The following is a 23,999-nucleotide window of genomic DNA, read 5'->3' on the forward strand; positions in this document are numbered from 1 at the left end:
TCTCCCTAATCCAGCCGACGTTTGGTTTTCAGCCACGTCAGGCCAATAAACATCACCGCTGAGGCGATCAAAAACAGCACGTTGACCACCAGCACCACCGGGATATTACCGGCGAGAAACAGGCTTTGCAGGGTGCTGACGAAGTAGCGCGCCGGAATAATATAGGTCACCGCGCGGATCACCGCAGGCATACTGTCTATTTGAAAAATAAAGCCTGACAGCATAATCGACGGCAAAAAGGCGGCGTTAAGCGCCACCTGGGCGGCATTAAACTGGTTGCGGGTGATGGTGGAGATCAGAAGTCCCATCCCCAGCGTGCTGAGCAAAAACAGGCTGGTGATGAAAAACAGCAGCAGAAGCGATCCGCGATACGGGACGCCGAGAATAAACACCGACACCAGCATACACAGCAGCATCGCCAGCATGCCGAGGAAGTAGTAGGGGATGAGCTTGCACAGCAGCAGTTCTGCGCGCGTCACTTCCGTGGAGAGCAACGCTTCCATGGTCCCGCGTTCCCATTCGCGCGCCACCACCAGCGAGGTGAGGATCGCGCCGATCACCGTCATGATGATGGTCACTGCGCCCGGGATAATAAAATGCTGGCTGATTGCCGCAGGGTTAAACCAGTAGCGGGTTTGCACATCAATCAGTGGTTCAAACGTTTCCCCGCGATCTTCCGCTCGCTGCATCTGCCAGATTTGCCAGATCCCTTCCACATAGCCCTGCACGAAGTTGGCGGTATTGGGTTCACTACCGTCGGTGATTACCTGAATGGGTGCGGTGTCGTTGGCGCGCGCCATCTGCTGGGCGAAATCGACCGGAATGACCACCAGACCGCGAATACGTCCGGCCTGCATCTTTTCAATCAGCGCCTGGCGGTTATCGCTGATGGTGGCGTCGATGTACGGTGAGCCGGTCATCGCATGGGTAAAGTCCAGCGCCTCTTCGCTTTGCTGCTCAAGCAGGATCCCCACCCGCAACTTGCTGGAGTCAAGGTTAATGCCGTAGCCAAAAATAAACAGCAGCAGCAGTGGGATCACCACGGCGATCAGCCAGCTACTGGGATCGCGGACAATCTGCCGCGTCTCTTTGACGCACAGCGCCCGTACGCGACGCCAGGAGAGAAGGCGGTTACGCATTGGCATGCTCCTTATCCCAGTCGTTAATTAACCGGATAAAAGCCTGCTCCATGGTCGGGTCCGGCGTGTCGTCATCGGCGGCCTGCGCTTTCAGATCGTCCGGCGTACCGCTGGCAATCAGTTTCCCGCGATAGACCAGTCCGATGCGGTCGCAGTATTCCGCTTCGTCCATAAAGTGGGTCGTCACCATCACCGTCACGCCTTTTTCCACCATGCTGTTGATATGCAGCCAGAACTCTCGGCGGGTGAGGGGATCGACACCAGAAGTGGGCTCGTCAAGAAACAGAATGTCCGGTTCATGCATCAGCGAACAGGCCAGCGCCAGACGCTGCTTAAAGCCCAGCGGCAGTTCGTCGGTGGCATGCGAAGCGATGCTCTTCAGACCAAACGCCTCGCTCATGCGGGCGATTTTTTCGTTCTGCGCGCGTCCCCGCAGACCATAAACGCCGGAGAAAAAGCGCAGGTTTTGCTCCACCGTCAGGTTGCCGTAGAGCGAGAACTTTTGCGCCATATAGCCAAGATGCTGGCGAGCTTTGCCGGAGCTGACCTTCAGATCCATGTCCAACACCAACGCTTTCCCGGACGTGGGCACCAGCAGGCCGCACATCATTTTAAAGGTTGTCGATTTTCCCGCGCCGTTGGGGCCCAGCAGGCCAAAAATTTCTCCGCGCTGGACGGCAAAATCAACGTGGTCAGTGGCGGCAAAATCGCCGAATTTCTTGGTCAGCGCTTTCGCTTCAATCACCGTTTCGCCTGGCGTTCCCTCTACGGTATGCAAAATGGCGCCCAGCGGCGATTCAGAGGTCGCGGCACCGCCCAGCAGATCGATAAACGCATCTTCGAAGCGTGGCGCAGTCTCGCTGATGTCGAGTTCCGGCATGCCGTTGCCATGGCGAATGTCGTCCGCTGTGGCCTCTTTTTTCAGGATCAGACGCACCGATTTCCCCTGAATCATGCCGTCGCTAACCTGCGGCAGTTTTAACGCCCGCTGGAGCAGTTTCCGGTTGTTTTCCTGCGGGCTGTGCATCAAAAAACTGCGTCCCGCCATGGTTTGTGTCAGTTGGGTCGGCTCCCCCTGATACAGCAGTTCGCCTTCGTTCATCAGCAGCACGTCCCGACACTGTTCGGCTTCATCCAGATAGGAGGTGCTCCACAGGATCAGCATCCCGTCTCCCGCCAGTTCGTGCACCATCTGCCACAGTTCGCGACGTGAGATTGGGTCAACGCCGACGCCAGGTTCATCCAGCAGCAGCACTTTGGGTTCGCCGACCAATGTACAGGCCAGCCCCAGCTTTTGTTTCATCCCGCCGGACAGTTTTCCCGCCAGACGTCCGGTAAACGGGCCGAGCGAGGTAAATTCCAGCAGACGGGCAAAGGTTTTTTCCCGCACCTCGCCCGTCACGCTGCGTAAATCCGCGTAAAGATTGAGGTTCTCCATTACAGTGAGATCCTCATACAGACCGAATTTCTGCGGCATGTAACCGAGCACAGCATGCAGCGCGCTGTCGTTTTTGATTGGATCAAAGCCAATCACCGTTGCGCTACCGCCATCCGGCTTCAGCAAGCCCGCCAGCATTCGCATCAGCGTGGTTTTCCCGGCGCCATCCGGCCCCACCAGACCGGTTACATACCCGGCGTGAATCGTACAATCGAGTGGGGCGACCGCCGGCTTTTCCAGTCCGGAAAAACGCTTAGTCACCCCGCTCAGCGTGATGACGGCGTCATTCATGTCCAGCCTCGTTGCCGAACTTCACCGTCACCGGCATGCCCTGGCGCAGCGCGTCGTCGGCATCGGTGACCACAATGCGCAGACGGTAAACCAGATCGGTACGCAGGTCCGGTGTCTCTACCGTTTTCGGCGTGAATTCTGCCGTCGGAGAGACAAAGCCGATTTTACCGTGATAAGGCTTGTCGGGACGTCCATCGGTATACAGCAGGATTTCGCGTCCCGGCTGTGCCTGAGAAAGATGACGTTCGTCGACGTAGGCGCGCACCCAGACTGGTCGGGTGAGAGAGAGCGTCAGCACGGTGCCTCCTGCGCTGAGCATGCTGCCAGGCTCGACCGCACGAGTTAGTAGCGTGCCGTTCGAGGGGGCGACAAGCGTGGTGTCATGGAGATCGAGTTCCGCCTGTGCCAACTGCGCCTGTGCCTGTTCAAGGCTGGCTTTCGCCTGGGCGATATCCTGTTCGCGATTACCGGAACGGTACTGACTCAGTTTGTCCTGCGCGGATTTCAACGTGGCCAGCGCCTGGTCGCGGGAAGAACGGGCGTTTTCCAGATCGTTAGCGGAAATAGTGCGGCTTTTCCACAATCCCTGCTGTCGGTTGTAGAAATTCTGTGCGTAATCATAGGCAGCCTGGGCCTGTTTCACCGCTGCCGCCACCTGCGCAATCTCTTCCTGACGATAGCCCGCCAGCATCAAATCGTACTGGGCCTGGGCGACGGAAACGCCTGCTTTTGCCTGCATCAGGGCGTTCTCATAAGGAGCATGATCCAGTTCACCCAGCACCTGTCCCGTTTTAATGGTATCCCCTTCATCCACCGCCAGCGACGCGAGTCGGCCTCCGACGCGAAAGCTGAGGTTAACGGTACGGATGTCCACGTTGCCGTAGAGCGTCAGTCCGTTATCCTGCCGGCTTTGATACCACCATGTGCCACCCGCAATCACGGCGAGCAGTGCCGCAATCACCAGCCCGATAACGACAGGTTTTTTCATCACTCCAGACTCCTTTGCGATAACCCTTGCAGAATAAGATCGATATGGCAGGTCACGGTCTGCGTAATCAGTGCAGTTTTTTCTTCATCAAACTGCGACCAGCCGGTACGTAACAAAATGGTTTCTTTACCAAGACGGAATGCCAGCACTTCGCCGAGCAGCGCGTGGGTATGCAGAATCATGCGCGTATCGCTGGCGTCGCAGCCGGTATACGCGGCGATAAGACGAGTGAGATGACTGTGCAGCGGCTCAATAACCTGCTCGTGCACCCGTTGATAAGCTGCGGTAGGGGAGAGCTGTTCACGCGAGATAAATTTGCTCAGATTGACGGTGTCCTCCTGGGTCAACAGCATGATCATGTTTTTGCAGGCACGCAGAATCAGTTCGCGCATGGCCGTACGGTCGGGATGAGGCTCGGCGAATAAGCGTTCGGCTTCTTCCGCGTGTGGCCGAAACTGCCCGCCAATAAAATCGGCAATCCACTGGGCGCAGGCGAGGTATAAATCCTCTTTTGAGCCAAAATAGTAGGTAATGGCGGCAATATTTTGTCCGGCCTGCGCGGCAATGTCGCGGGTGGTGGCATGCAGGCCATACTCGCCAAACTGTGCCAGTGCGGCGGCAATCAGCTGGCTTTTGGCCTGTTCACCTTTCGTGGTCATGGTGGGTGTATTCATCACGCGACCTAATTCTTAATCAATCGATTGATTAAGATTATGACTGAATATTCTCCTTGTCCAGTCTGGCCGTTTATTTTGTCTTTTCCAGTGACCGGGATAATTTATGCGGTGTGTCACAAAAACTGCTACACTCCGCCCCTTCATGACATTGTGGTTTTTGTCATTCCCAAATTGTATGCATCTCCCTGAAAACGACACCGGGAACGGTCGGGGCGGTTCGGAGTAGTTATGTCTTTTGATTCCCTGGGTTTAAATCCTGATATTCTGCGCGCCATTGCTGAGCAGGGTTACCGTGAACCTACCCCTATTCAGCAACAGGCGATCCCTGCCGTGCTGGAAGGTCGCGACCTGATGGCGAGTGCGCAGACCGGTACCGGTAAAACGGCGGGCTTTACGCTGCCGCTGTTACAGCACCTTATTACCAAACAGCCGCATGGCAAAGGGCGTCGCCCGGTGCGTGCGCTGATCCTGACGCCAACGCGTGAGCTGGCGGCGCAGATTGGTGAAAACGTCCGTGATTACAGCAAGTATCTGAACATTCGCTCGCTGGTGGTTTTTGGCGGCGTGAGTATTAACCCGCAGATGATGAAACTGCGCGGTGGCGTCGATGTGTTGGTGGCAACGCCGGGCCGCTTGCTGGACCTGGAACACCAGAACGCGGTGAAGCTGGACCAGATTGAGATTCTGGTGCTGGATGAAGCGGACCGTATGCTGGATATGGGCTTTATTCACGATATTCGCCGCGTGTTAGCGAAACTGCCGGCGAAGCGTCAGAACCTGCTGTTTTCCGCGACGTTCTCTGATGAGATCAAAGCGCTGGCTGAAAAGCTGTTGCATAACCCGCTGGAAATTGAAGTGGCGCGTCGCAACACGGCGTCTGAGCAGGTGACGCAGCACGTCCATTTTGTCGATAAGAAACGCAAGCGCGAACTGTTGTCGCAGATGATCGGTCAGGGCAACTGGCAGCAGGTACTGGTCTTTACCCGCACCAAACACGGCGCCAATCACCTGGCGGAACAGCTCAACAAAGATGGTATCCGCAGCGCAGCGATCCACGGTAACAAGAGCCAGGGGGCGCGTACCCGTGCGCTGGCGGATTTCAAATCAGGCGATATCCGCGTGCTGGTGGCGACTGACATTGCGGCGCGAGGTCTGGACATCGAAGAACTGCCGCACGTGGTGAACTACGAGCTGCCGAACGTTCCGGAAGATTATGTGCATCGTATCGGTCGTACCGGTCGTGCTGCGGCGACGGGGGAAGCGCTGTCGCTGGTTTGTGTTGATGAACACAAACTGCTGCGTGACATTGAAAAACTGCTGAAAAAAGAGATCCCGCGTATTACCACGCCGGGCTATGAGCCAGATCCCTCGATCAAAGCTGAGCCGATCCAGAATGGTCGTCAGCAGCGTAGCGGTGGTGGCGGTCGGGGCCGTGGTCAGGGACAAGGGCAGGGCGCGGGTCGCGCTCAGCAGCCGCGTCGTCAGGACGGTGGCGCGTCGAAGGGCAAACCGCGTGGCGCAGAAGGCAAACCGGCGGGTGAAAAGCCACGTCCACCGCGTCGCCCGCGCAGAATTACACCCGTACAGTAAGGGGGTCAGGAAGGCCTGATACTCTGAGAAATGTTACGTTCACTTTGTATTCAGTGATTCTCTGAAACCGCAGTACACGTGAACGTGCAAGGGAGGCTCACCGCCGCCTCCCTTGCAACCCTGGCTCCCGGCAAGGAAAATCGCCACTTCGTGGTTCATTCGTCTTATGCCGTCTGCCTGTCGGGTCGGGGTCGAGCCTGCATCCATGCAGGCCGTCCCCTCCGCCCGCTTCCCTGCGGGCGGCCCCGGTCAGCCGCCAACGCCTCATCGATTTTCACGCCGGACCAATGCCATCGCTTCAATTCTCTGCCTTTCAGCTAAATTCACTTCGCTGTAAAAAAAAGCAAACCGTGGAGATGGTCAGGTATGGATAGGTCCGGCTGAAAATTGCCGACGCGTTTCCGTAAGGCCGGGAGAACCCGCAGGGATGCGGGTTCAGGGCGCGCGAAGCAGGGATGCTGAGTCGTGCCCGGCCCGGTAGCCTGAAGGAATAAGCGGAGGGTATCGCGAAGCGACAATTTTCCAGCCGGGAGCCAGGATTGTTAAGGAGGCGGCGACGAGCCTCCTTAACCCGTTCACAGGTACTGGTGTACCAGATTGGCTGCGAACATGAGGTGAACGGTACTCGTCCCACAGGGGCATATGCTTCTCAAAGCGTATACGCCCCCTCACTCCCCCGCATTCTGCGATTTCAACACAATAGAACAGGTATACCTTCCCGCCGGGTGAATTGAAATCGTGGTCTCGAACACTTTCCCGTCACGATCCCGATAGCGCCGTACGATGCGCATCCCCGGAGAGTCGGGCTCGACATTCAGTATCTTGGCGATTTTCTTCGGTACGCCAACGGCGGTGATCGTCTGATGCACTTCGTGACTCTTAATTCCGTAGTGCGTTTCGATCAGATCGCTAATCAGCGAGTGCGGATCGTCGCGGATGAACGCGCGTAGCCTGGAATAATCGGTGCTGGCGTAACTGTCCGTCCAGCAAATAGGCGCATCCGGGTTTTGCGCATCCTCACGAATACTGGCGATATGTAGCCAGCGTGAACCGGGCGGGCAATCTATCAGTTGGGAAAGCTCAATATCCGCTACAATCTCATCGATCTTCTTAATCACCCGCAGGTTGTTTTTCGCCAACAGCAGCAGATCTTCCAGATGTGACAACGGATGGTTAACCCCGCTCGCCTGCGGTTCGCATACGCGCGTGCCAGCGCCTTTACGTCGCGAAATCAACCCCTGTTCCGTTAATTCCCTCAGCGCTTCGCGCATGGTGTGACGACTCACTTGCCAGGTTTCGCACAGTTCCATTTCTGTCGGAAACAGTGAACCGGGCGGGTAAGTTCCCGTTGAGATTTGATGAGCCAGTTCACGGGCTATCCGTTTGTACAGAGATTCTTTCATCGCAGTTTCGTCAAATAATTAATGATCACAGTCACAGAAATGACTACGGGCTATTCCCTGGATTCGTCATGATTATTATAAATGTCCGTACATTTTAAATGTACGGACATTTATGTATGTTCGGACATTTTTGTTGGCCCGATTGCGTCGTAAACCGGGTCAGACGCTCATCTTATCATTATCAGATTGAACCGGGGGATTTATGGCTTCGAATGTAATGGATTCTGTTTTATTTAGAGATTCTTTTGGTACACCAGCAATGCGCGCCGTGTTTGATGACTACGAACTTATTCGCAAGTATGTCGAAGTGGAGGTGGCGCTCGCCAAAGCGCAGGCGCGTTGCGGAGTGATCCCGGAAGCGGCAGCCAAAGAGATCGCTGAGAAGTGCAATGCCGATACGCTGGATTTCGATTTGTTACGTCATGAGACGGAAATCGTCGGTTATCCGATCCTGCCGCTTGTGCACCAGATTTCAAAGCAGGCCGGAGAGTCTGGCGGCTATGTGCACTGGGGAGCGACGACGCAGGACATCATGGACACGGCGGTGGTACTGCAAATCCGTGATGCCTTTGAACTGATCGAGGCGGACATGAACCGGTTACGTGCAACGCTGGCTGACCTGGCGCTGCGCTATCGGGATACGCCAATGGCCGGTCGCACCCATTTACAGCAGGCGCTACCGGTGACGTTTGGTTATAAAGCCGCTATCTGGCTGGACATGTTTGAACGCCACGCCGAACGTTTGCAACAGGCGCGTCCGCGAGTGTTGGTCGGTGAATTTGCCGGGGCCGCCGGAACGCTGGCATCGCTGGGCGACAAAGGATTGCCGGTACAAAAAGCGCTGATGGAAGAGTTAGGTCTTAACGTCCCGACCTCCACCTGGCACGTAGCGCGCGACGGCTTCGCAGAGGCGGTGAACCTGCTGGCGGTCATCACCGGTTCGCTAGGGAAGATTGCTTATGACGTGATGCTGATGGCATCGAACGAGTTTGGCGAACTGTATGAACCGTTCGTTAAAGGCCGTGGTGCCAGCAGCACTATGCCGCAAAAACGCAATCCTATCTCCAGCGAACTGATGCTGGCCTGTGCAAAAGGCGTTCGTCAACAGGCCGGGCTGATGTTGGATGCGATGGTTCAGGATCTGGAACGCGCCACCGGACCGTGGCACGCGGAGTGGATTGCGATCCCGGAAAGTTTCGTCCTGAGCGCAGGGGCGCTGCATCAGGCCAACGTTATGCTGGCAGGACTGGAGGTCGATGAAGCGGCAATGTTGCGCAATCTTGGGATGACCAACGGCCTGATTGTGGCAGAAGCGGTGATGATGGGGCTGGCTCCGTACATCGGCCGCCAGGATGCCCATGATGTCGTCTATGACGCCTGTCGTATCGTCAACGAGAAGGGCGGTCACTTGGCCGACGTACTGAACGCTATGCCGACAGTGGCACAACGACTGGATCCGCAACTGATTAACCAACTGACCGATCCGGCTAATTATCTGGGAATGGCGCCGGAAATGGTCGATCAGGTGCTGTCCAGGTATCAGTCACGGAAATGAAGGTTCTCGTGTTAACGGAATAAGGATATGGCTATGTCTACAAATACTGTCGCGGGAAAGAAACTTCTCTCATTTCTGATCCCGCTGGTAATCGGTGCCGTCATTTGGTTTATTCCCGTTCCTGAAGGGTTAACCCCGGCGGCCTGGCATATGTTTGCGATTTTTGCCGCCACCATTGCGGCAATCCTGACCCAGCCGCTCCCTTCGGGGGCGGTCATGCTGATTGCGCTTTGCGTGGTGATCTTTAGCAAAACGTTGACTGAGGCGAAGGCACTGTCAGGCTTTGCCTCTGGCACGGTATGGCTGATTTTCTGCGCCTACGTGCTCTCGCTGGGGTTTGTGACCTCCGGACTGGGAAAACGTATTGCCTATAAAATGCTGTCGCTGTTTGGCGGAAGCAGTCTGGGAATTGCCTATTCACTCGGTGTTTCTGACCTGATTATGGCCCCGGCGATGCCGTCGGTGACGGCGCGGTCTGGCGGGATTATTTTCCCGATCGCTCGCTCAATCAACGACGTACTCGGTTCGGCGCCTGGCGCGACTGGCAAGCGGATTGGCGATTTCTTGACGATGGTTTGCTTTCAGTTTACGCCGATCACCGGGGCGATATTTTTAACCGGTATGGCGGCGAACCCGCTAGTGGCAAGCCTGGCAAAATCCACGCTGGGTCTGGAGATCACCTGGGGCGGCTGGTTTATTTCTGCCGTCGTTCCAGCGATGGTCTGTTTTTGCCTGATGCCGCTGCTGGTCTACAAGTTGCTGGATCCAGAACTGAAGCATACACCGGAAGCCAAAGCGATGGGCAAACAGTCGCTGGGCGAACTGGGTGTCATGAGCAGTAATGAGAAAAAAGTGGCCGTAGGGTTTGTGCTGGCGCTTGTCGGCTGGGGAACCAGTCTGATTACCGGGATCTCGGCGACATCGGTCGGGCTGGGGCTGGCCGCTTATTTGTTTGCGACCGGGGCCGTCAGTTGGAAAAGTCTCCTCAATGACCATGCGGCGTGGGACACGGTGATCTGGTTCAGCGTGATCATCAGCCTGGCGACGGGTCTGGCGGATCTGGGATTCATCAAATGGATGACGGTGAAGTTGGGTAGCGGGATTCAGGGATTCGGTGCGATGGAAGCCTTTATCGTGCTCGGTGTCTTGTACATCTACGTCCACTATCTGTTTGCCACTGCCACGGGGCACGTTGCCGCGTTGTACGCACCATTTGCCGCCACGGCGATTGCCGCCGGCGCACCGCCGATGATGGTGGCTATCTGCTTCGGTATCTTCAGTAACCTGATGTGGGGGAACACCGAGTACGGCGGAGGACCCGGCCCTATCTACTTTGCGCAAGGTTATTTCGAGCGACCACGGTTTTACCGAATCAACCTGTGTGTGGTGACCTTCAACGTCATTATCATTTTCGCGGTTGGCATGCTGTGGTGGAAGCTGCTGGGTTACTATTAAGTCACAGCGCAGTTGCCTGATGGCGCTGCGCTTATCAGGCCTGCGCGCATAGAATTGTCTATAGCCGTAGGCCGGATAAGGCGTAAGCTGCCATCCGACACGTCGAATCCAGGTTGCGAAGCACCTTCCAGAAGCGGCAAAAAAGATACGTTCCAGGTCTGAAATGTGCCACAATAGTGGCTGTTTATACAGTGTTTCAGGTTTTCTCATGGCATTAACCGCTGCGCTTAAAGCGCAAATCGCCGTCTGGTATAAGGCGCTTCAGGAACAGATCCCCGACTTTATCCCCCGTGCGCCGCAGCGGCAGATGATTGCCGATGTCGCGAAAACGCTGACCGGAGAAGAAGGGCGTCATCTGGCGATAGAGGCGCCTACCGGAGTGGGGAAAACCCTGTCCTATCTCATTCCCGGCATTGCCATTGCACGGGAAGAGCAAAAAACGCTGGTGGTTAGCACCGCCAACGTGGCGTTGCAGGATCAGATCTACAGTAAAGATCTGCCGTTACTGCGCAAAATTATTCCCGATCTTCGCTTTACCGCCGCGTTTGGACGCGGGCGCTATGTGTGTCCGCGAAATCTGACGGCGCTGGCCAGTACTGAACCCACGCAACAGGATCTGCTCGCCTTTCTTGACGATGAACTCACGCCGAACAACCAGGAAGAACAGAAGCGCTGCGCAAAGTTAAAAGGCGACCTCGACAGCTACAAGTGGGACGGCCTGCGCGATCATACGGATATCGCCATTGACGACGACCTCTGGCGACGACTGAGTACCGATAAAGCCAGTTGCCTGAACCGCAACTGCCACTACTACCGCGAGTGCCCGTTTTTTGTCGCCCGTCGCGAGATTCAGGAAGCGGAAGTGGTGGTGGCAAACCATGCGCTGGTGATGGCGGCGATGGAAAGCGAAGCGGTGTTACCGGACCCGAAAAACCTGCTGCTGGTTCTGGATGAAGGCCATCACCTGCCGGATGTCGCCCGCGATGCGCTGGAAATGAGTGCGGAAATTACCGCCTCCTGGTATCGCCTGCAACTGGATCTGTTCAGCAAACTGGTGGCGACTTGCATGGAGCAGTTTCGCCCCAAGACCACGCCGCCGCTGGCGAATCCGGAGCGTCTAAACGCCCATTGCGAAGAGCTGTATGAACTTATCGCGTCACTTAATCACATTCTCAGTCTGTACATGCCTGCCGGGCAGGAAGCGGAACATCGCTTTGCGATGGGGGAACTGCCGGATGAAGTGATGGAGATTTGCCAGCGTCTGGCGAAGCTCACCGAAACGCTGCGCGGTCTGGCGGAGCTGTTTTTGAACGATCTCAGCGAGAAAACCGGCAGCCATGACGTTGTGCGTTTGCATCGGGCTATTTTGCAGATGAACCGGGCGCTGGGGATGTTTGAAGCGCAAAGCAAACTGTGGCGACTGGCCTCGCTGGCCCAGTCATCCGGCGCACCGGTGTCGAAATGGACGACGCGCGAGGTGCGCGACGGGCAACCCCACGTCTGGTTTCACTGCGTGGGGATCCGCGTGAGCGATCAACTCGAGCGATTACTCTGGCGCAGTGTGCCGCATATCATCGTCACCTCCGCCACGCTGCGTTCGCTTAATAGTTTTTCGCGTCTGCAGGAGATGAGCGGCCTGAAGGAAAAAGCCGGAGACCGCTTCGTCGCGCTCGATTCGCCGTTTAACCATGTCGAACAGGGTAAAATTATTATTCCGCAGATGCGCTATGAACCGTTGATCGACAACGAAGAACAGCATATTGCGGAGATGGCGGCTTATTTCCGCGAACAGCTGGAAAGTAAAAAACATTCCGGCATGCTGGTGCTATTTGCCAGTGGGCGAGCGATGCAGCGCTTTCTGGAATACGTCAGCGATCTGCGCTTGTTGCTGTTGGTCCAGGGTGACCAGCCTCGCTACCGGCTGGTGGAACTGCACCGTAAGCGGGTGGAAAACGGCGAGCGTAGCGTGCTGGTGGGGCTGCAATCCTTCGCCGAAGGACTGGACCTGAAAGGCGATTTACTCAGTCAGGTGCATATCCACAAAATTGCTTTTCCTCCCATCGACAGCCCGGTGGTGATCACCGAAGGCGAGTGGCTTAAAAGTCTCAATCGCTATCCGTTCGAAGTGCAGAGTTTGCCCGCCGCCTCGTTTAATCTAATCCAGCAGGTGGGACGCTTGATCCGTAGCCACGGGTGTTGGGGAGAAGTGGTAATTTATGATAAGCGTCTGTTGACCAAAAATTATGGCAAGCGTTTACTGGATGCATTACCTGTTTTTCCCATAGAACGACCCGCAGTGCCAGACGTTATCGTTAAGGCAAAAGAAAAAGCGAAACCCACGCGCCGTCGGCGTAAATAACGTGAGTGTGAGGCAAGGAGTTTTCGATGGATTACCGCAAAATAATTAAAGAGATCGGCCGGGGGAAAAACCACGCCCGCGATCTGGATCAGGATACCGCGCGAGGGCTTTATACCCACATGCTCAACGGCGACGTGCCGGAACTGGAAATGGGCGGCGTGCTGATTGCATTGCGTATCAAAGGGGAAGGGGAAGCCGAAATGCTGGGCTTTTATGAGGCGATGCAAAACCATTCCATTAAGCTTACCCCGCCGGTTGCGAAGCCGATGCCGATCGTTATCCCCAGCTATAACGGCGCGCGTAAACAGGCGAACCTGACGCCGCTGCTGGCGATTTTATTGCACAAGTTGGGTTTTCCGGTCGTCGTGCATGGGGTGAGCGAAGATCCGACCCGCGTGCTGACAGAGACCATTTTCGAACTGATGGGGATTGCGCCGACGCGTCATGCCGGACAGGCACAGGCGAAACTGGATGGACATCAGCCAGTCTTTATTCCGGTGAGTACGCTCTGCCCGCCGCTGGAAAAACAGCTGGCAATGCGCTGGCGACTGGGTGTGCGCAACAGCGCACATACGCTGGCGAAGTTAGCGACACCGTTTGCCGAAGACGCCGCGCTGCGTCTTGCCAGCGTGTCGCATCCGGAATATGTGCCGCGCGTCGCGAAATTCTTTAATGATATTGGTGGGCGTGGGTTGTTGATGCACGGAACCGAAGGTGAGGTTTACGCCAATCCGCAACGCTGCCCGCAGATTAGCCTGATTGATAGCACTGGCACCCGGGTGTTACAGAGCCGACAAAGTGAAATGCCCGACGAACCTGTACCGCTGCCCGCGGCAAAGGATCCTGAGACGACCGCGCGCTGGATTGAACGCTGCCTGGCGGGAAGTGAGCCGGTACCCGCATCGTTGAAAATCCAGATGTCCTGTTGCCTGGTGGCAACGGGTGAGGTGGCAACACTCGAGCAAGGACTGGCGCGAGTCAACGACAGTTTTTAGCGCGACAGATAAAAAAAAGCCCGTCCAGTGGCGGACGGGCAAACAAGGGTAATTCAGGTTCAATGAGGGTTGGAGCAGGGTGTCTGTTGGCAGCAGACGGGGTAAAACTTATTTGTAGATAACAGCAGTACCGCTCATTTTGTTGTTGTTGTTGGCGGATGTGATGCTGTAACCGCTTGCGCCGGCAGCAGCGGCTTTCTCAGCCAGTTTTGCTTCCAGGCCGTCCAGCGTGGTTGCGCCTTCTGCAGAAACCACACCGATTTTATTCATGCTTTGCGCCTGAGCAGCCGTAACAGGTTCGGCAGCGAAAACGCCAAAAGACAGAGTAGACAGGGCAACAGCGGCAACAGCATATTTGATAGTTTTCATTGTTAATCTCTCGCAGGTTATTTATTAAGGAAGACGATGTTCCGTCGATGTGATGAGTATCACGCTTTTTTTCGAGAGATAAAATCGAAGAGAATTGACAGCATTAATCAAAAAAATTGAATGACAAATAACTTATTGATTATTAATTAATTCACGAGATGAATTTACGGTTCTACGCAGTTCACTTTACAGTTGAGGGATGAACGGCACATTTTGCTACGCAAAGAGAAATTTAACGTGAGCGTAAGCGAAACGGCATGTTCTTGATATCTATGTAAGCTTAGGTCAACGTAGCTGGCTGTCTTTTGATCCTCTGCGATTATATCCTGTATAGGATGAGTTCTGTGAATCTTTCTCCTGCTGGCAGTTAAGGCACAGTCTTACACCTGGCACTGCCTGTCGGCGGGCTTCAGGGATCGGATCGCCACATTCTTCACATTCATACAGGCTATCACCGCGCGGAATTTCGCCTCTTGCACGTGCAACAGCATCTTCAATTGTACTGTTGATTTGTTCGTTCACAGCGTCATCATTTGCCCAACCAGAAGCCATAGCACTATTCTCCTCACGCTTTTTACCGAGGTTATTATAGTCAAGATGGGGTCAAAAATTGCGCAGTCAAGGGAACATTGCCCGATAAGCGGCGTCGCTATCGGGCAGGTGGTGGGGAAGGTTACTTGTAAATGGTGGCTGTACCATACATCTGGTTCTTACCGCCTGCGGAATTAACCATAAAGCCTTTCGCGCCTTGTTCTTGCGCTTTTTCCGCCAGCTTATCCTCCAGATCACTCAGGTTGGTTGCGCCAGTGGCAGAGACGGTACCTGACGCACGTAGCTGACCGGTATCGGGACTGCTCAAAGGTTGTGCTGCAGACGCCGCGAATGCCACGCCTGCAAGCGTGGTGGCGACGAGTAATACGAGGCATTTTTTCATGATGCTCTCCTCAGTGAAACAACGTGTAGTGCCAGATAAGTTTAGGTCGTCAATGCGGCAGAAATGGCGTAAAAAATTGATGATGATCTGCTTAAAATTTGAACGAAAAATATTGGCGTATGTTGACAAATCAATGACATACATATCATTGATATTTGGGCGATTTGCGCCACTTCACCCCATTTCGCGCGCAGATGCGCTGCAGAGAAGCGCCCGTTTGTTATCAACCCGGTTTACCGCGTTGCGTTATGCGGGTATCTTACGCCGCTGTTAAAAGGAGAATGCTATGTCCCCCCAGAAACCGGGCTTACACCCGCGCAACCGTCACCACAGTCGCTACGATCTTGCCACGCTCTGCAAAGGCACGCCTGAGCTGGCGCAGTATCTCGTCCTGACCCCCGCAGGCGAACAAAGCGTTGATTTTGCCAATCCGCTGGCGGTAAAGGCCTTGAATAAGGCGCTGCTGGCGCATTTCTATGGGGTGGCAAATTGGGATATTCCTGAAGGGTTTCTGTGTCCGCCTGTTCCTGGGCGTGCCGATTACCTCCACCATCTGGCCGATCTGCTTGCAGAGACAACGGGAAGTGTGCCAACTCAGGCCACAATCCTGGATGTTGGCGTGGGCGCGAACTGTATTTATCCGCTGATCGGCGTGCATGAGTATGGCTGGCGTTTTACGGGCAGTGAGACGCATGAGCAGGCGTTAGCCAGCGCGCAGGCCATTATCAGCGCCAATCCAGGGCTGACGCGCGCCATTCGCCTGCGTCGTCAGAAAACCCCAGCGGCTATTTTTAACGGCATTATTCATAAAAATGAGCAATATGATGCGACGCTGTGCAACCCGCCGTTCCATGATTCCGCCGCCTCTGCTCGTGCAGGAAGCGAGCGCAAACGTCGCAACCTCGGACAGAGCAAAGATGATGCGCTGAACTTCGGCGGTCAGCAGCAGGAGTTGTGGTGCGAAGGGGGGGAAGTCGCGTTCATCAAAACGATGATTTCCGAAAGTCAGGCTTTTGGCCGTCAGGTCATGTGGTTTACCACGCTGGTGTCACGCGGCGAAAACCTGCCGCCGCTCTATCGTGCGCTGACTGACGTGGGAGCGGTCAAGGTGGTGAAAAAAGAGATGGCCCAGGGGCAAAAGCAGAGCCGCTTTATTGCCTGGACCTTTATGGACGACGACCAGCGCCGTCGTTTTAGCGCGCGTAAGCGCTAGAGCGTCGGCTCGCCGGGTGGCCGCGACGGCGGTGTGGCCGGTGTTGTGGCTGCCGCTGGCGCGGCGGGCAGAAACTGCCAGGTCTGCACCGGTGGACGAACGCCCGCCAGGTCGAAATGTTTTTTCACCTGACTGTCCAGCGCGAAGCGAACCGTCCACTGCTTCAGCGGCAGCGTGGTAAACGATACCCGTAGCGTAAATGCCGTGTTGGTTAATCCGACAATCCCGGCAAACGACGGCTCACCAATAATCAGCCCACGAACGTCCTCGGTTTCCATTACCGCAGCGACCGCCTCTTTCAGCGCCTGATTGGCCTTATCAGCATCTTCATGACGATCCACATCGTAATTGGCGACCACCGAGCCAATGCCGCGGACAAAGTTGGCAAAGGTGGTGATCGATGACCACGGAATAATATGATACGCCCCGGTGTCCTGGCGTACGCCAACGGAGCGAATCGACATGCGTTCTACCGTACCGGTTAACGGCCCGATGGTCACCAGATCGCCCGTATTCATGCCATTTTCAAACTGAATAAAGACCCCGGTAATAATATCTTTCACCAGCGTTTGCGCACCAAAGGAAATTGCCAGCCCCAGCGCCCCGGCCCCGGCCAGCAGTGGGGCGATGTTAACGCCGATTTCCGAAAGTACGATCATGATGGTGATTGTGCTGATGATCACCGCCAGTGCGTTACGAAACAACGTTAACAGCGTGCGGGTACGCGCGCTGGGGAGAGGACGGCCATGAATATCGGAAGCCAGCCGGTTTTCGATCAGGCTGGCAAGCAGTGTCCAGCCTACTGCGGAGAAAAACAGAATCAGCACGATGCGGATCAGAATATCAACCGTCTTCTCACCGGCGCCGTTGTGCAGCCAGTTCCAGAAATCAAACAGTCCCCAGGCGTTCAGCAGCAGCATGATGGCGACACACACCGTCAGGATCCGCGCCACGTTCAATGCGGTAGAAAGCCAGCCGTTGAGCCGCTTTTGCAGTTCGGGATAATTGCGCTGCGTATGCGGGGAGAGGGTAATGGTTTTGGCGATCCAGCGGGTAAACATTCCGGAAACGAAGGCCGCAATGCCGATGATCACCAGACTGCGCACTGTCGCCCCCATCATAAACTTCAGGCTGTTGCCGGGGTCGAACAGGGAGAAGAAAAACAGGACGATGAAATAGGCGCTTGCCAGCCAGTGCCAGACCAGAGCAAAGGCGCGAATAAACAGACTGAAAAAGGCCAGCGATCGTTCCGCAAGATTCAGCAGGTGCTGGGTAATCTCTTTCTTGTTACGAAAAATCAGGTACAGCGCCCACAGCGTAATACACAGCATGATGACCACGTTGGCCATCGCACCGACCTGTACGTTCACCTGATTGGAAATAATCGGAACAGCGACGATCAGGCCATAGCCAATCAGACTGCTCAGCGAACTCAGTCGCCGGTTCCAGTAGCGGGCGCTGGCATCCTGAATGGTAAAAGGCCGCAGTTCCGCCACGTTCGGACAGAAGATCAGTCGCAGAATGGCTTTGAAAAATTCGATCAGGGCAAAGGCGTTCAGAAACAGTCCTTGTTGAAACGCGATGGTGCGACTGCCCGCGTTCAGTCTGTCGCTCAACAACTGACCGACAAACAGGGTAAGCGCCAGCAGAAGCAGATCAATAATAAAGGCGCCAACGATCATTGCCGGTAGCTGGAGCCAGTTGCTGCGCTCGCGGTTCTTCTTCCGCGCCCAGTTTCCCATTTTACGGTACAACGGCAACATACACAGACGAATCAACCAGTAGAAGCCGAACACCGCAGCGGCCAACATCAGAAAGTGACTGAGGGCATTACTGAAGGTCTGGCTGTTAAAGGGCTTGTGTGGCGCATCGGTGATGTTGCGATAGAGCTGGGCAAAGCGGCCAGACAGGGCTTCGCCGTAATGGCGGCTGAGATCGGTAACGTTCTCCAGTACCGTTTTTTCCTCCACAACCACCGGCGGGGTGATTTTAGGCACCGGTTCCGGCGGTGGCGTGGCGGCAACGGTACGCAACTGGTCAATCAATTCTTTGCGCGATGTCTCATTTTCCAGTACGTCGGCCAGCGCTCCGTAGGCCGCTTTCTTTTGCTCGACATCAGGTTCGGGCGCAGGTGTTGTTTGCGCGTCAGCATCAGCGCCGGTTGTGACACCGGGAATGGTTACCGCCTGGGCTGGTGCGCCCAGCAGGCAAAAGAGGATGAACAGGATCCACCGCATGACTCCTCCAGTGAGAAAACAGAACAAAGAGATAAGTATAGTGGCTGGAGGCGCGGCGATTCGAAATGGGAAGAGTCGTAGAGAAACCTCCCTTCCAGATGGAAGGGAGGCAGGCCGTCAGGAAACGTGCTGCAAGAACTCCTGCAAACGCTGGCTTGGCGGGTTTTCAATCAGGGTTTGCGGATTACCGTCCTCGGCAATACGACCCTTATCGATGAAGATCAGGCGTGAGGCGACTTTTTCGGCAAAGCCGATTTCGTGCGTAACGATGACCATCGTCATCCCTTCTTCCGCCAGATCCTGCATCACTTTCAGTACTTCGTGGCGCAGTTCCGGATCGAGTGCAGAGGTCGGTTCATCAAACAGCATCATCTTCGGCTTCACCGCCAGGGCGCGGGCAATCGCCACACGCTGCTGCTGACCGCCGGAAAGCTCAGACGGATAGTGGTGAGCGCGCTCGGCCAGACCCACTTTCGCCAACAGCTCTTTTGCCTGCTTCTCGGCAGCGTCTTTCTTCGTCCCACGAACGCGCAACGGGCCAAACATGACGTTTTCCAGCGCGGTCAGATGAGGGAAAAGATAGAACTGCTGGAACACCATCCCGGCTTCCTGACGGATCAGACGCTCGTCGACCTTCGGGTCGTTGACCTTTAGCCCATCAACGATCAGATCGCCGGAGGTAATCTCTTCGAGTTTATTTATGCAGCGCAATAACGTGGATTTACCGGAACCCGATGGCCCGATAATCACCACCACTTCGCCCTGCTTAATGCTCAGATCAATGTTATGCAGCACCTGGGTCGGGCCAAAATGCTTTGAGACGTTTTTAAATTCAATCACAGGATTTTCATCCTTCTTTCCAGACTACGAAGCACGATGTTCAGGACTTGCGTGATGATGAGGTAAATAACACCCACCGCGGTCCAGATTTCCAGGGCACGGAAATTGCCGGCAATAATTTCCTGACCGCTGCGGGTCAGTTCCGCCGCGCCGATGACGATAAACAGCGATGTATCTTTGATACTGATGATGAGCTGGTTACCGAGCGAAGGCAGCATACGACGCAGCGCAAGTGGCATGATCACATGACGGATGGTTTCCCGACGGGAAAGACCCAGCGCCAGACCCGCTTCGCTAAATCCTTTATGGATCGACAGGACCGAACCACGGGTGATTTCCGCGATATAGGCTCCGGAGTTAATCATGATCGTGATAACGGCGGCGCTGAAGGTGTCGATGCGCAAGTCCGGGAAAGCCATCGGCAGGGCGAAATAGATGTACATCACCTGGACGACGATCGGCGTGCCGCGGATGACTTCAATGAAGACGAGAGAGACGTGATTGGCTATCCAGCCGCCATAAGTTCGGGCTAAACCCGCCAGCAAGCCGATGATGATCCCGCCAGCCAGACCGAGGATGGAGATCCACAGGGTCATTTTGGCGCCCTGAAGCAGGATCGGAATGGCGGGCCAGATGGCGCTCCAGTCAAACTGCATATGTTGTTCCTGTTACCGTGGTGAAAAAAAATCAAATGCCCGGTACGCTTAGCGCCTCCGGGCAACATCTGAAGGCAAAGCCATTATTATTTAGGTTCAGTACCGAACCATTTTTTGTAGATTTCGTTATAAGTACCGTTGTCACGCAGCGTTTTCAGCGCGCCATTCACTTTCTCGCGCAGTTCGTCGCTGCCTTTCGGGAATGCGATACCGTACTGCTGCGCTTCCAGTGATTCACCCACCGCTTTGAACTGGCCGTTACCTGCGGTTTTGATGAAATACAGGATGTTCGGCGTATCGTGCAGAACCGCGTCTGCGCGGTTGGTACCCAGTTCCATATAGGCGTTATCGATGTTCGGGAACTGCCGCAGATCTTTCGTTTTGATGTTGGCTTTGGCGTAATCAACGGATCCAGTACCGCTCTTCACCGCGACCACTTTACCGTCCAGATCTTTTACGCTTTTTACGTCGTTATTGTTGGTTTTCACCATCACTAACAGACCGCTTTTGTAGTAACCGTCAGAGAAATCGATCGCTTTTTTGCGCTCGTCAGTAATGGTGATGCCCGCCAGCGCCAGGTCAACGTTTTTGGTTTGCAGCGCCGGGATAATGCCACTGAAATCCATCGGTTTCAGTTCATAATCCAGCTTCAGTTCTTTTGCTACGGCGGCCCACAGGTCCACATCAAAGCCAACGTATTTGTCACCCTGTTTGAATTCAAACGGCACGAACGCGGTGTCAGTTGCGACAACCAGTTTCTTATCCGCGGCATGAGAGGACACCGCAAAAGCCAGAGCAAGTGCTGCCAGTGAAACTTTTAATACAGACTTCATAGCATTTCCTTTTTTATCCACGGGGCGATCCCCTGCGAGAACGATAAATGTAATGAAAAAATCGTGCCAGTTTTGCAACCCCTTGTTTTAACAAGAGGGGACTGCACGCTTGTGCACAGGTCTCGGAGCAAAACTCGCTTTTTGCACCATTCTGGGGCACTGATTTAGTGCAGCCTGGAGGGGGCGTGAACGGTCTGCCTATTTAGCGCAAAGATCGTTGATAAAACAATCTTTCGTTAACGATTGTGTGAGGTGATTATTACAAATATTTTACTTTACGACGGAGTGGTGACGATGTGGTGCACCATAAAAGTGCAAAACCCCCGCCGTGGCGAGGGTTGTAGAGGGAATACTTATGAGGCGATTATTCGATGTTGGATTCGATGAACCACAGGAATTTGTCGAGATCGCGGGATGCGGCGGTAAAGATATCGGCGGTATCTTCGTCTTTCGCTTCGCTGATGGCTTTACGCACATCGTTAGCGACGACAGCATAACGGTCTGCCAGTTCTTTCAGATGATCCTGAACGGTATGGATGTCCAGCGGATAGCTTTTCAACGGCGTTTTGCTATTAATAACCTGCGTAGTCCCCAACGCCACACCGCCCAGCTGTACGGCACGCTCTGCCATGGTATCGAGATGGTCGGTCAATGCCGTACGGAAGCCATCCAGCATCTCATGGACGGCAATAAAATTAGCCCCACGCATATTCCAGTGGGCCTGCTTGGTGATCAGTGACAGGTCGATAAACTGGATCACCTGACGATTCAGCAACTCAACCGTTGCTTTCTTATCGCTGTCAGAGACATCGTTGCGGGTATAAAGCAGATTGGACGCTTTTGTTTTTACCAATTTAGCGGTACTCATAATTTCATATCCTCTTGATGTTATGTCCCAGTAATTTACGAGATTCAGTATAGCACCGGTTATGATTCCTGCTTTTCTGGCTCTGCCTATCGCTTTAATAGTATTTAACACCATCGTTATTTAATTGCATTACTATTCATGTGGTTGCGCAAGAGTTAGACCAGCGGTAACAATATTCTGATGGCGACATGAGAAGGCGGATAAATAGTCGGTACGGGGCAGATAGACGGTGGGGAAATATCAGGAAAATACAGGGAAAACAGCGGGAAGATATTCTGCATGGTTATGCAACCATGCAGAAATGTAAAATTAATTTACATCAACCTCTTTTATTTTGCTTTCCCGTCGAATGGTCAACGTCGAGCCCATCGAGGCGGCAATGATCGCGCCAAGCGCCAGCAACTGGACAAACGTGAGCGTTTCGCCCAGAAACAGGATACCTGCCAGTGCGGCTAGTGCGGGTTCCATACTCATCAGCGTGCCAAAGGTGCGCGTAGGCAGACGGGTTAAGGCAATCATCTCCAGCGAGTAGGGGAGCGCCGTCGACAGTACCGCAACCGCCAGACCCAGCGGAATGACAGACCAGTGCCAGAGCGCTTCCCCGGCCTGCACAGCCCCAAGTGGGACGAAAACCAGAGCCGCAATCAGCGAACCTATCGCGACAGTGGCCGGGCCGTGCTCAGCGCCGGCGCGTTGTCCGCTGAGAATATAGATAGCCCAGCAGGCGCCTGCGCCCAGTGCCATGGTGGCGCCGAACAGGTCGACATGCGAAACGTCCTGACCCAGCGGCAGCAGGAACCAGAGTCCGAGAACCGCGAGTACCACCCAGATAAAATCAACGGGGCGTCGCGAAGAGAACAGGGCGACCGCCAGCGGCCCGGTAAACTCCAGCGCGACAGCGATCCCCAGCGGGACCGTCTGAATCGACAGATAGAAGAGGTAGTTCATTCCCCCCAGCGACAGGCCGTAAAAAAGCAGCGGCAGACGCTGCTCTTTGGCAAACCGCAGACGCCATGGCTTGAAGAAGACAATAAGAATCAGCGTGCCTAACGCCAGACGGAGAGCGGTGACACCGGGCGCGCCAACCAGCGGAAACAATGATTTTGCCAGCGATGCGCCGCTCTGGATTGAGGCCATGGCAATAAGCAGTACTAAAACAGGCAGCCAAACTGGCGTTTTACGTGACGACCCTGGCATCCGTTCTCCCGACATAACTGTAGATACACGCCATCCAGCAACTTGCCTGATTTGTGTATAGAAAAGTAAAAGAGGCAGTGTAATGGAAATAACCATCTACGGTTGAGTCTTCGTTGAAAAAAAATTTCTGGAAAGCCGTAAAATGGCGGCAAATTGATGGATTAATGCGCTGGCAGATTAGGAATAATCTGGATGAATGTCCTTTATTATGCGCGTAATAATGGGGCAAATATCTGGAAAAGTGATGTTAATTGAAAGAGATAGCGATTGATGGAAACGTTCTGTTACATGAAATTGCCCGTTAGACATCACTAATCGCAAAGAGTTTCTCATCAATTTTTGATATATTTAACACTTAGGATTTATTTGAAGCACATTTGAGGTGGTTATGAAAAAAATTGCATGTCTTTCAGCACTGGCCGCTGTTCTGGCTATCTCCGCAGGTTCCGCTGTCGCTGCAACGTCTACCGTTACCGGTGGTTATGCTCAGAGCGATGCTCAGGGCGCGGCGAACAAAATGAACGGTTTCAACCTGAAGTATCGCTATGAGCAGGACAACAACCCGCTGGGCGTAATCGGTTCCTTCACTTACACCGAAAAAGATCGTACTAACGGTGCAGGCGATTACAACAAAACTCAGTACTACGGTATCACTGCTGGTCCGGCTTACCGTCTGAACGACTGGGCAAGCATCTACGGTGTTGTGGGTGTGGGCTACGGTAAATTCCAGGACACCAACTATCCGACGCATAAAGATGACACCAGCGATTATGGTTTCTCTTATGGCGCAGGTGTGCAGTTCAACCCGATCGAAAACGTTGCTCTGGACTTCTCTTACGAGCAGAGCCGTATTCGTAGCGTTGACGTTGGCACCTGGATCGCAGGCGTCGGTTACCGCTTCTAATCACGTCAGTGATATAAAAAATCCGCCTCAAGAGGCGGATTTTTTTTGGATGTATTTC

The 23,999-nt window shown here is 54.5% G+C and carries 22 protein-coding genes; 8 read left to right on the forward strand and 14 right to left on the reverse strand.

Annotation, left to right across the window (positions count from 1 at the left end; translation table 11 throughout):
• Positions 1-5 precede the first annotated feature (5 nt).
• From KI228_RS07695 to cecR, 4 genes are read right to left on the reverse strand one after another with little or no spacing between them, the layout of a single operon-like run.
• Complete coding sequence (locus tag KI228_RS07695; protein ID WP_044267992.1) at positions 6-1,139, reverse strand: ABC transporter permease; 1,134 nt, start codon at positions 1,137-1,139, stop codon at positions 6-8.
• Positions 1,132-2,868: an ATP-binding cassette domain-containing protein gene (locus tag KI228_RS07700; RefSeq protein WP_044267990.1), complete on the reverse strand. Its 1,737-nt coding sequence runs from the start codon at positions 2,866-2,868 to the stop codon at positions 1,132-1,134. Before KI228_RS07700 ends, KI228_RS07695 begins: the two co-directional genes overlap by 8 nt.
• The gene (gene hlyD / locus KI228_RS07705; RefSeq protein WP_061070349.1) at positions 2,861-3,856 is read right to left on the reverse strand and encodes a secretion protein HlyD; all 996 of its coding nucleotides are present in this window, start codon (positions 3,854-3,856) and stop codon (positions 2,861-2,863) included. The genes KI228_RS07700 and hlyD overlap by 8 nt, the downstream gene beginning before the upstream one ends.
• Entirely contained in the window at positions 3,856-4,530 is a 675-nt protein-coding gene (gene cecR / locus KI228_RS07710; RefSeq protein WP_044256429.1) for a transcriptional regulator CecR, read from the reverse strand. The genes hlyD and cecR overlap by 1 nt, the downstream gene beginning before the upstream one ends.
• 231 nt (positions 4,531-4,761) lie before the next feature.
• Between cecR and rhlE the strand changes: the two genes are divergently transcribed.
• Positions 4,762-6,123, forward strand: coding sequence for an ATP-dependent RNA helicase RhlE (gene rhlE / locus KI228_RS07715; RefSeq protein ID WP_044256428.1), 1,362 nt, complete (start codon positions 4,762-4,764; stop codon positions 6,121-6,123).
• 668 nt (positions 6,124-6,791) lie between these two features.
• On the opposite strand, the gene KI228_RS07720 is transcribed toward rhlE, so the two are convergent.
• Positions 6,792-7,526 carry a GntR family transcriptional regulator gene (locus KI228_RS07720; protein WP_044256426.1) on the reverse strand — a complete coding sequence of 245 codons (735 nt, stop codon included), beginning with the start codon at positions 7,524-7,526 and terminating at the stop codon, positions 6,792-6,794.
• 202 nt (positions 7,527-7,728) lie between these two features.
• Between KI228_RS07720 and pcaB the strand changes: the two genes are divergently transcribed.
• The 4 genes from pcaB (at position 7,729) to ybiB (ending at position 13,890) form a co-directional block, all read left to right on the forward strand.
• Positions 7,729-9,081, forward strand: a complete 1,353-nt coding sequence (pcaB, locus tag KI228_RS07725; protein ID WP_141227484.1) for a 3-carboxy-cis,cis-muconate cycloisomerase — start codon at positions 7,729-7,731, stop codon at positions 9,079-9,081.
• A 33-nt stretch (positions 9,082-9,114) separates the two neighbouring features.
• Positions 9,115-10,536 (forward strand): DASS family sodium-coupled anion symporter, encoded by a 1,422-nt coding sequence (locus tag KI228_RS07730; RefSeq protein WP_061070347.1) that lies wholly within the window; start codon positions 9,115-9,117, stop codon positions 10,534-10,536.
• Between the two features lie 208 nt (positions 10,537-10,744).
• Positions 10,745-12,895, forward strand: a complete 2,151-nt coding sequence (gene dinG, locus KI228_RS07735) for an ATP-dependent DNA helicase DinG (protein WP_044256421.1) — start codon at positions 10,745-10,747, stop codon at positions 12,893-12,895.
• Between the two features lie 26 nt (positions 12,896-12,921).
• On the forward strand, positions 12,922-13,890 hold the full coding sequence (gene ybiB, locus KI228_RS07740; protein ID WP_044256419.1) for a DNA-binding protein YbiB: 969 nt from the start codon (positions 12,922-12,924) through the stop codon (positions 13,888-13,890).
• A 108-nt stretch (positions 13,891-13,998) separates the two neighbouring features.
• On the opposite strand, the gene ybiJ is transcribed toward ybiB, so the two are convergent.
• From ybiJ to mcbA, 3 genes are all read right to left on the reverse strand, one after another.
• Entirely contained in the window at positions 13,999-14,259 is a 261-nt protein-coding gene (ybiJ, locus tag KI228_RS07745) for a DUF1471 family protein YbiJ (RefSeq protein ID WP_043001280.1), read from the reverse strand.
• A 285-nt stretch (positions 14,260-14,544) separates the two neighbouring features.
• The gene (locus KI228_RS07750) at positions 14,545-14,811 is read right to left on the reverse strand and encodes a DksA/TraR family C4-type zinc finger protein (protein ID WP_043001279.1); all 267 of its coding nucleotides are present in this window, start codon (positions 14,809-14,811) and stop codon (positions 14,545-14,547) included.
• A 121-nt stretch (positions 14,812-14,932) separates the two neighbouring features.
• Complete coding sequence (gene mcbA, locus KI228_RS07755) at positions 14,933-15,193, reverse strand: DUF1471 family periplasmic protein McbA (protein WP_043001278.1); 261 nt, start codon at positions 15,191-15,193, stop codon at positions 14,933-14,935.
• A gap of 286 nt (positions 15,194-15,479) precedes the next feature.
• Here mcbA and rlmF point away from each other — a divergent pair, with 286 nt between their 5' ends.
• On the forward strand, positions 15,480-16,406 hold the full coding sequence (gene rlmF, locus KI228_RS07760; RefSeq protein ID WP_043001277.1) for a 23S rRNA (adenine(1618)-N(6))-methyltransferase RlmF: 927 nt from the start codon (positions 15,480-15,482) through the stop codon (positions 16,404-16,406).
• Here the strand turns inward: rlmF and ybiO are convergent.
• From ybiO to rhtA, 6 genes are all read right to left on the reverse strand, one after another.
• Positions 16,403-18,643: a mechanosensitive channel protein gene (gene ybiO / locus KI228_RS07765; RefSeq protein ID WP_043001276.1), complete on the reverse strand. Its 2,241-nt coding sequence runs from the start codon at positions 18,641-18,643 to the stop codon at positions 16,403-16,405. The genes rlmF and ybiO overlap by 4 nt on opposite strands.
• A gap of 117 nt (positions 18,644-18,760) precedes the next feature.
• Entirely contained in the window at positions 18,761-19,483 is a 723-nt protein-coding gene (gene glnQ, locus KI228_RS07770; RefSeq protein ID WP_043001275.1) for a glutamine ABC transporter ATP-binding protein GlnQ, read from the reverse strand.
• The gene (gene glnP / locus KI228_RS07775) at positions 19,480-20,139 is read right to left on the reverse strand and encodes a glutamine ABC transporter permease GlnP (RefSeq protein ID WP_043001274.1); all 660 of its coding nucleotides are present in this window, start codon (positions 20,137-20,139) and stop codon (positions 19,480-19,482) included. Before glnP ends, glnQ begins: the two co-directional genes overlap by 4 nt.
• Positions 20,140-20,225: 86 nt before the next feature.
• Complete coding sequence (glnH, locus tag KI228_RS07780; RefSeq protein WP_043001273.1) at positions 20,226-20,972, reverse strand: glutamine ABC transporter substrate-binding protein GlnH; 747 nt, start codon at positions 20,970-20,972, stop codon at positions 20,226-20,228.
• Positions 20,973-21,336: 364 nt separating this feature from the next.
• Complete coding sequence (gene dps / locus KI228_RS07785; RefSeq protein ID WP_042320427.1) at positions 21,337-21,840, reverse strand: DNA starvation/stationary phase protection protein Dps; 504 nt, start codon at positions 21,838-21,840, stop codon at positions 21,337-21,339.
• Positions 21,841-22,149: 309 nt separating this feature from the next.
• Entirely contained in the window at positions 22,150-23,037 is an 888-nt protein-coding gene (rhtA, locus tag KI228_RS07790) for a threonine/homoserine exporter RhtA (protein ID WP_043001272.1), read from the reverse strand.
• Between the two features lie 270 nt (positions 23,038-23,307).
• Here rhtA and KI228_RS07795 point away from each other — a divergent pair, with 270 nt between their 5' ends.
• Both KI228_RS07795 and ompX read left to right on the forward strand, forming a co-directional pair.
• Complete coding sequence (locus KI228_RS07795; RefSeq protein WP_125340082.1) at positions 23,308-23,352, forward strand: hypothetical protein; 45 nt, start codon at positions 23,308-23,310, stop codon at positions 23,350-23,352.
• A gap of 73 nt (positions 23,353-23,425) precedes the next feature.
• Complete coding sequence (ompX, locus tag KI228_RS07800; RefSeq protein WP_043001271.1) at positions 23,426-23,941, forward strand: outer membrane protein OmpX; 516 nt, start codon at positions 23,426-23,428, stop codon at positions 23,939-23,941.
• Positions 23,942-23,999 lie beyond the last annotated feature (58 nt).

This window comes from Citrobacter amalonaticus (assembly GCF_018323885.1).
Taxonomy (GTDB): domain Bacteria; phylum Pseudomonadota; class Gammaproteobacteria; order Enterobacterales; family Enterobacteriaceae; genus Citrobacter_A; species Citrobacter_A amalonaticus.

Excerpts from the sequence above, each read along its gene's own strand:
- ybiB (WP_044256419.1), top strand. The coding sequence starts at position 12,922 with ATGGATTACCGCAAAATAATTAAAGAGATCGGCCGGGGGAAAAACCAC.
- KI228_RS07750 (WP_043001279.1), bottom strand. The coding sequence starts at position 14,811 with ATGGCTTCTGGTTGGGCAAATGATGACGCTGTGAACGAACAAATCAAC.
- dps (WP_042320427.1), bottom strand. The coding sequence starts at position 21,840 with ATGAGTACCGCTAAATTGGTAAAAACAAAAGCGTCCAATCTGCTTTAT.
- KI228_RS07700 (WP_044267990.1), bottom strand. The coding sequence starts at position 2,868 with ATGAATGACGCCGTCATCACGCTGAGCGGGGTGACTAAGCGTTTTTCC.
- mcbA (WP_043001278.1), bottom strand. The coding sequence starts at position 15,193 with ATGAAAAAATGCCTCGTATTACTCGTCGCCACCACGCTTGCAGGCGTG.
- ybiJ (WP_043001280.1), bottom strand. The coding sequence starts at position 14,259 with ATGAAAACTATCAAATATGCTGTTGCCGCTGTTGCCCTGTCTACTCTG.
- rhlE (WP_044256428.1), top strand. The coding sequence starts at position 4,762 with ATGTCTTTTGATTCCCTGGGTTTAAATCCTGATATTCTGCGCGCCATT.
- rlmF (WP_043001277.1), top strand. The coding sequence starts at position 15,480 with ATGTCCCCCCAGAAACCGGGCTTACACCCGCGCAACCGTCACCACAGT.
- glnP (WP_043001274.1), bottom strand. The coding sequence starts at position 20,139 with ATGCAGTTTGACTGGAGCGCCATCTGGCCCGCCATTCCGATCCTGCTT.
- glnH (WP_043001273.1), bottom strand. The coding sequence starts at position 20,972 with ATGAAGTCTGTATTAAAAGTTTCACTGGCAGCACTTGCTCTGGCTTTT.
- KI228_RS07730 (WP_061070347.1), top strand. The coding sequence starts at position 9,115 with ATGTCTACAAATACTGTCGCGGGAAAGAAACTTCTCTCATTTCTGATC.
- rhtA (WP_043001272.1), bottom strand. The coding sequence starts at position 23,037 with ATGCCAGGGTCGTCACGTAAAACGCCAGTTTGGCTGCCTGTTTTAGTA.
- KI228_RS07720 (WP_044256426.1), bottom strand. The coding sequence starts at position 7,526 with ATGAAAGAATCTCTGTACAAACGGATAGCCCGTGAACTGGCTCATCAA.
- KI228_RS07695 (WP_044267992.1), bottom strand. The coding sequence starts at position 1,139 with ATGCGTAACCGCCTTCTCTCCTGGCGTCGCGTACGGGCGCTGTGCGTC.
- ybiO (WP_043001276.1), bottom strand. The coding sequence starts at position 18,643 with ATGCGGTGGATCCTGTTCATCCTCTTTTGCCTGCTGGGCGCACCAGCC.
- ompX (WP_043001271.1), top strand. The coding sequence starts at position 23,426 with ATGAAAAAAATTGCATGTCTTTCAGCACTGGCCGCTGTTCTGGCTATC.
- hlyD (WP_061070349.1), bottom strand. The coding sequence starts at position 3,856 with ATGAAAAAACCTGTCGTTATCGGGCTGGTGATTGCGGCACTGCTCGCC.
- dinG (WP_044256421.1), top strand. The coding sequence starts at position 10,745 with ATGGCATTAACCGCTGCGCTTAAAGCGCAAATCGCCGTCTGGTATAAG.
- cecR (WP_044256429.1), bottom strand. The coding sequence starts at position 4,530 with ATGAATACACCCACCATGACCACGAAAGGTGAACAGGCCAAAAGCCAG.
- pcaB (WP_141227484.1), top strand. The coding sequence starts at position 7,729 with ATGGCTTCGAATGTAATGGATTCTGTTTTATTTAGAGATTCTTTTGGT.